This is a genomic window from Enterovibrio nigricans DSM 22720, assembly GCF_900167155.1.
Taxonomy (GTDB): Bacteria; Pseudomonadota; Gammaproteobacteria; order Enterobacterales; family Vibrionaceae; genus Enterovibrio; species Enterovibrio nigricans.
This window is the reverse complement of sequence record NZ_FUXU01000124.1, coordinates 1-7,322: the sequence shown is the minus strand read 5'-3', so window position 1 is coordinate 7,322 and position 7,322 is coordinate 1. Positions and strand designations below refer to the sequence as shown.

Below are 7,322 nucleotides of genomic sequence, written 5' to 3'. Positions count from 1 at the left end.
AAGGGCGAAGTGTGTCTGATTGAAAATCAGTTCACTTTTTGACGCTGGATAATCTGGGATTTCAGCGGCCTTCTACTAACTTTGCAACGGAGCCGTTTGAATCCCTCAAAGGCTTAACCAGTCCCGCGATGCGGAATACCTATCAGGCTATTGCGAGCGAAGCGTATCGCTCTCCATTGGTGAAAAGCTACGCGAATGTGGTCGCCGAAGCCATTACGGCGCAAAAACAGATGGCGAAAATTGTGTCCCGATACCCGATGGACAATCGCATTCCAAAATCCAATTTGGGTCGCCAATTTCGAGCAATCAAACAAATGATGGATGCTGCGCCTATGTTCGGGCACAACCGGCAAGTGTTCTATCTCGCTGTGGGTGGTTACGACACGCATGACAATCAAATCAGCAGACAAGACAAACTGATGAAGGAGTTCTCCGAGGCCGTTGCTGGTTTCTATTATGCCCTAGAAGAAGACGGAACAGCCGATCACGTCATGACCGGTACCTTGTCCGAGTTTGGGCGAACACTGCATGACAACTCACGAAAAGGCACAGATCACGGCTGGGGAGGCGGACAGTTTATCTTTGGAGGTGGTGATTCTGGGGCATGCTTTGGTGAATATCCGGCATTCAAACGAAATGGGCCTAATGACAATGGTGACGGACGTTTAATTCCGACGACTAGCCATGAACAATACGCGGCTTATATGGTGAAGTGGTTGGGTTTGAGCAACGCTGGCGTCAGTACAATTTTTCCAACCCTAGAAGGTGTTGGGGGAGTGATGAAACGCGCTTAGTGCCTTCTATTTAAAACAAAAAAGCCAGAGCAATGCTCTGGCTTTTTTACTATCGAATAGTCTCGATTATGCAGTTTGTGCGTTTTCTTCAATCACAACACGGTTACCGTTCCAGCTTAGAGCTAGACCCAGTGCGACCGCTGCTGCTGCACCCATCATCACCGCTGACACTGTCAGTAGGCCGTGGATTGCCAGCGCAGATACCACACCGCTTGCAACGAAACAGATCATGGTTTGCAGGAAGTTCAGAAGACCCGCAGCGGTTGCACTACAGCTTTTGAATTCCTCCAGTGCCTTATTTACCACGATTGGGTAAATCGCACCGTTTGCTACTGCCAAGAAGCAGAATGGAATCAATACAGGCCAGATGTTTGTTACGTCTGTCTGCCAAGACACCACGAAAATAGAGACAACACTTGCCACAAACAGGCCAACAAACCATGGCAGCAGGGTAGAGCCGTCGTATTTGTTCAAAAGTGCACGACAGCTGTAACCACCGACGATAAAGGCGATAGTCTGTGGAACATAGCTCATGCCGATGTCAGCGCCGCTGTAGCCCATTGCCGTCATCACAAACGGTGAACCTGTTAGCCAAGCAAAGAACGCAGCGGAACAGCCAGCAAAGATCAGCATGTTACCGATAAACTTGCGAGAGCTGACGATGTGCTTGTAATCGTTGACCAGTTTTGCACCGACTTTTTCATCAGTGTTTGCAACAGGAGCACTTTCAGTTTGACGTAGCGTCGCAACAGCTAGAATCACACCCAAAGCAACCAGTACGATGAAAATGCTGCGCCAGCCGAAGTGTGCTTCCAACGCCGCACCTACTAGTGGAGCCAGTGCTGGAGATAATGCAACCAATGGCATAACGGTCGCAAACACTCGCTGAGACGTTTTGCTGTCATAACGGTCGATAACCACAGCCTGCCAAATCACGGATGCGCTACATGCGCCTAGTGCTTGCACAAAACGTGCGGCCAGGAATGTTTCGATGCTGTTAGACATGAAACACGCTACCGTCGCAATGGTAAACAGTGACATACCGCCTACTAGAACCTTAATGCGGCCGATGCGGTCAGAAAGAGGACCATACACAATTTGCCCAAGAGCCATACCCAAAAGGAATACGGTCAGAGACAAGCCGATCATCGACTGCGAGGTACCCATTTCAAGACGAATGTTTTCAAAAGCGGGCAGGTACATATCAGTCGCCAGAAAACCGAGCATGCTCAAGCCAGCGAACCAAACCATTGTTGTCATTGGAACAGAATTTTTCATTTTACTTGTCCGTTCATTTACCTAGGTCGCGGAGTGTATATGTAGCGAAAACCACTGTGAAACGCTAATATTTATCAACTGCTTTCAAAAATTTTGATTTGATGAATTAAGCGTCCAATACTGGCCGTTATTCATTCGCGGAGTGGGTCCACATTATGTTTTCTTATCAAGATCTTCAGGTCGTTGACGCTGTTGCTCGACGTGGAAGCTTTTCCGCTGCAGCAGAGGAGCTTCATAAAGTACCGAGTGCAGTGAGCTATACCGTTCGCCAAATGGAAGAAAAGCTTGCTGTGAATTTATTTGAGCGGCTGCACCGCGCTGTGCGTTTAACACCCGCAGGCGAGTTTTTTGTCGAAGAGGCTCGCGCGCTAATAAAACGCATGGATGAGATTAGAGAGCAGACACAGAGAGTGGCGAATGGATGGACACGAAGTGTCTCTCTAGCACTGGACAACGTAGTGCGTGAAGACAGGGTAGATTCCTTGGTGCGTGATTTCTATGATGCCTTCCCAGATGTCGAACTCTTGTTGACGATGGAAGTGTTTAACGGCGTCTGGGACGCACTGGCGTATGACCGTGCAGATATTGCCATTGGTGCGACAGCAGCCGTGCCAGTGAGCGGTAACCTTAGCTACCGTGATATGGGCATTCTCACATGGCGGTTCGTGGTTTCAAAAGACCACCCGTTGGCGCGTGTGCCGGAGCCACTCAGCACGGAGCAATTGATGGCATTTCCCGCCATCTGCCTCGAAGACACATCGAGAATTTTGCCTAAACGGGCTACCTGGCTGCTTGACAACCAACGTCGTTTAACCGTGCCTAACTGGCACAGTGCTATTCAGTGTTTTCGAAGTGGTTTAGGTATTGGTGCCATGCCTTCTCACATGGCAGAGCCTTATTTGGCCTCGGGGGAGTTGGTAGAAAAAGAACTTATCGAGCCGCCAGCGAAAAGCCCATGTTGTATTGCGTGGCGCACAGACAAAGAAAACCCTGCGGTTAATTGGATATTGGAATATTTGGGCGATGCAGAAACCGCTTATCGCGAATGGCTGGAGTAGTTTTAATTGAAAGATTTCACAGCAGAACGACTATGCAGTGGTGGTGAATTGCGTGAGGCAAATCCTGATATGGGTGATGCTATGTTATTCGCAATACCGCGACGAAAAGTACGTGCAGTAAATGGATGAGGCTGAGATGAAAAACAAACACCCCCTAAACGGCATCTACCGAGGAAAAGTAAATCCGTGTTATGGGTTTCAAACCGCGATCAATAAGACCCCAATCACAGGCCAGGTATACCTATCACTTGAAGGGCTAGACGGTGATGAGTGCGCGGATATGCGGCATCACGGCGGTTTAGAACGGGCATTGCATCAGTACCCTTTAGAGCATTATGCGTATTGGCGAGACAAATACGGCGAAGACATTGATTGGGTTGCGCCGGGGATGGGCGAGAACATCAGTGCTGAAGGCATGACCGAGCACAACGTTTGTTTGGGAGACCGCTATCAATGGGGTGAGGCGATTATTGAAGTGAGTCAACCTCGCTCTCCCTGTTTTAAGCTGAACAAGAGTTGGGGTATCGAGGGCTTTTCTGTTGATATGCAGGAAATAAGTCGGTGCGGCTGGCTTTATCGCGTTATCCAGCCCGGAATGGTCAGTGTCACGGAACCCTTAGAGCTGATTGCCCAAGAACCGAATGCGATGACACTTCATGAAACGTGCGACATTTTCTTTGGCGATCCGCTCGACAAGGACAGGCTGTTGACGTTAAAACAACAGCGAAAGTTATCAAACAGTTGGATGTCTAAAGTGAACGCTCGCCTTGAAAGTAATGACATTGAGCGATGGGATTTCCGGCTGTTAGGCCGAACAAAAAGCGAATAAATAGCAGGGGCGATGTTAGAGTAGTCTGCACTCAGTTGTCTGTTTTCCAAATCAAGCGCGATCACATTTGGAGGTTGTTTCTTTGCTCGGGTACGAGATACCCCGTTGAACATCCCTTATCCAATCTAAATCGAACTTACTAACTGTTGATAATTACAGCATCGCAGTAGCCAATACATAGTGATGAAAAATGCTATTTCTGGGCTTTTTCACAAACTAACATCTTAAATGATAAAAAATTGAAGTGAAATCAAATGGTAACGAACTGTTAAGGTACAATGGCTTGTTAATAAAAGACAAAATGTCGTGTTTAAACAGGACGTTTTGTCATCTAATACGCTGTTAGGGCTCAGTCTAGAGCCCTGATTTTTCTCATTATTGTGTAAGTGCTAGCACTAAAGTAGTTCCAAATATGTGCCCTGCGATTGATTCAATAGTTGCCATGAATTCAAGTGCTAACGGGTTGTTAGTGGCTACCACTTGAAAGCACATGACAGAACTAATGAAGAATACAAGAAATGGAATGAAGAAGTATTTACTCATAAAACCTCGCATCAAAATTGGAAATATTTTGTGGCTATCGAATCGGATAGGCCGTTCTGTTCCTAATTTTTTCCAGTCTTTCATCTGGATGATGCACAGTTTCTTTACTTGGGGCTTGATTAAGAATCCGATAATCTTTTCACACCATATCAGTGTGTTAAGGTGATAGTCAACCGCGATTCGCCCTAACAAGCGAATTAACGAGGGACGTTTACTCGTGGCGCATTTTTTCATAGAAACGCTGTGATTCAGACGTTTCAACCAGTTTGGGCTAGTAAACGCCCGTTATTCGAACGTTATATTCCCCGTTAGCTTATTTATTTGGAGTGAACAATGACAAAAAGGTTCTACCAAGTGCAGAAAAATTTGCATCCTGCCCATATGATCAAGAAATCCTTCCGTACTATGAAGGGCAATTTGATTGCGTATATATTTTGCTGCATCCATTTTGCAAGCCTACGACGTTGGATATTTGTTACCGCTTTTATGCTCCTCGCGATAGTGGGAGTCGAAGGCCAGATAAACATGAAATCATTGACGGCTGTGAACCCGTAAGCTGGCAAGAAGTTCTGAGTTTATCGGGACTAGAAAGTATATCTGATATAGATATCGGCTTAAGAACAAGTATTGGTGGCCTTGTGAGCGAGAGAGAGAATAGAGAATTCTCAGACCAACTTGTTAAACTTGAGAAGCTGGGCATTCTTCTACCTGATGAGGGGGACTTACCGCCGTTACTGGAAAACCGAGTTTATGAAGCAGTTAAGAAACTAGGTTATACCTGGTTGTGGGTAGGTGATGAGTTTGGAACGGAAAGAAAGCTGCACTGGATAGGTGATCTAGTCAAAACCGATGAAATTCCGCCGCATGGTTGTATTTTTACCCATGATCACAAGCTGTTGGTCACAACGCACTGGGATAGTCATTGTTCGTATCTATGTTCCTCTCGTGAAATCATCGAACAGATTTTAGAATCAGATCCATTTGAAGGTTTTTATTGTACGTCGAATACTTCGGTGTTCTGGGGGCTGTATGAAATTTAGTATCTGCTTTGAAGTGAAACAGCACGAAGTCGAGTGAAAGGCTATTAGTAGAGTATTAGTAGGGACAGGCACTTTAAGAAAAGTATCATGCTATCAATTACATGTGATTAGTGTTCTCAAGCTCAAAGGCACCCATTGAAGATGAAGGGTTGGCATTACAACGATATCCTTTTCATATTGTTTGATTGCCATCCATTTTGACGATAAATGACTAAAGCCCGTTCATGCCTCATCAGTATCGACGCAACCCCTTATTACCACTGCGTTTCACGCTGTGTTCGCCGCTCATTTCTTTGCGGCTATGACGAACACGCGCAACAGTCTTATGAGCACCGCAGAGAGTGGATTGAAAAACGGCTCTTAGCGTTATCCAGTGCATTTTGTATTGATGTTTGCGCTTATGCCGTCATGAGTAACCATTACCATGTTGTGCTCCATATCAATGCGGAGAAAGCCAAAACGCTGACGCAATATGATGTTGCTGAACGCTGGTTGGCGTTTCATCAAGGTCCGGCACTTATTCAACGTCTTATGCAAGGGGACAAACTGTCGGAGGCAGAAACAGCGCGATGCTGTGAGATAATTGAAGTGTGGCGAGAGCGACTGACATCGATTAGCTGGTTCATGCGATTACTCAATCAACATATTGCCTCAGAAGCCAATCGAGAAGACAAATGCACAGGCCATTTCTGGGAAGGGCGATTTAAAAGCCAAGCGTTATTGGATGAAAAAGCCCTCGCGGCAGCCATGGCATATGTTGATTTGAACCCAGTAAGAGCCGCAATGGCAGAAACGCCAGAATCTTCTGAGCATACTTCCGTTAAAGGCGCATCAAGTCTCTAAAGAAAGAAGAAGAATCCGCTCCACATTTGTTCCCCTTTGCGGGAAATCCCAGAGAAAATATGCCGGATGGGATGCCTTTTCGGTTGATGGAGTATTTAGAACTCGTTGATTGGACAGGACGTCAATGCCGAGAAGATAAGCGAGGTCATATAGATAGTCGAGAGCCAGCAATACTCAACCGCTTAGGGTTTGATTCAGTTGAATGGCTTAATGCCTACGCGCACGTTGAGAAGGGAACTCTGATTGGAACAAAGTCTTCCATCATTGAGGCTTTACCTTTGCTGGGGCGCAAACGACTATGCGGATTTCGACTGCCTGCGAGCTAGCATTGCTAAAGCCATTACGAATGCATAGCCAACACCGCTGAGGTGGTTTCTGCATATCTGTTTTTCTTCGAATTATCTGTTGATACTGCTTACGCTTCCATTCTTGATACAAACTTGAAGAAAAATGCTCACTAAGGAGCCAACCGAACAGAAAAACGTGGAAGTTTATGCCTCAGTTTTTTAGTTATGCCTGTCCCTGTTTGTCCCTGTTTGTCCCTGTTTGTCCCTTTGTCCCTTTGTCCCTTTCCAGCTAGTACGCTTTGAATTTAGTGATTACGGTGCAATGGTTTAGGTTAGGTGGTAGCATTGCTCACTACTTAACGCGGCGGTATATAAGTGATAATTTTGGGCGTAAATCAATGAAGTCTTCCTTACTGCTTTGTATAACTAGCATGATTCTAGTTGGCTGTGTTCCCACTGCTCAAATTTATAATGAAGCATCTATTTATTATCATAAAAATGGGAACTATTTTGAATCGTCACTAGATGAAAATAGAGTTGAAGATATCCTTTTTTTGGTAAGTACAGGGGCTTTGTTGCTTAAATCGATGGAACTAAATCTAGAAGCTACGATCTGATCGGCTACACCCATCAATCGTCGTAGTCTCATG

Annotated in this window: 5 protein-coding genes and 1 pseudogene; 5 read left to right on the top strand and 1 reads right to left on the bottom strand. The window is 45.8% G+C overall.

The window, feature by feature from the left end; genetic code table 11:
• The first annotated feature begins 38 nt into the window (after positions 1-38).
• Complete coding sequence (locus B5D35_RS21920; RefSeq protein ID WP_078754572.1) at positions 39-794, top strand: DUF1501 domain-containing protein; 756 nt, start codon at positions 39-41, stop codon at positions 792-794.
• Positions 795-860: 66 nt separating this feature from the next.
• Here B5D35_RS21920 and punC read toward each other — a convergent pair whose 3' ends face one another.
• Positions 861-2,072, bottom strand: a complete 1,212-nt coding sequence (gene punC, locus B5D35_RS21915) for a purine nucleoside transporter PunC (protein ID WP_078754571.1) — start codon at positions 2,070-2,072, stop codon at positions 861-863.
• Positions 2,073-2,227: 155 nt separating this feature from the next.
• Between punC and punR the strand changes: the two genes are divergently transcribed.
• The 4 genes and pseudogenes from punR (at position 2,228) to B5D35_RS21890 (ending at position 6,711) form a co-directional block, all read left to right on the top strand.
• Positions 2,228-3,130, top strand: a complete 903-nt coding sequence (gene punR, locus B5D35_RS21910) for a DNA-binding transcriptional activator PunR (protein ID WP_078754570.1) — start codon at positions 2,228-2,230, stop codon at positions 3,128-3,130.
• 136 nt (positions 3,131-3,266) lie between these two features.
• Positions 3,267-3,959, top strand: coding sequence for an MOSC domain-containing protein (locus tag B5D35_RS21905; protein WP_078754569.1), 693 nt, complete (start codon positions 3,267-3,269; stop codon positions 3,957-3,959).
• Positions 3,960-4,828: 869 nt separating this feature from the next.
• Complete coding sequence (locus tag B5D35_RS21895; RefSeq protein ID WP_078754567.1) at positions 4,829-5,542, top strand: DUF2711 family protein; 714 nt, start codon at positions 4,829-4,831, stop codon at positions 5,540-5,542.
• A gap of 207 nt (positions 5,543-5,749) precedes the next feature.
• A pseudogene (locus B5D35_RS21890) lies at positions 5,750-6,711 on the top strand (transposase).
• The last annotated feature ends 611 nt before the right edge of the window (positions 6,712-7,322 follow it).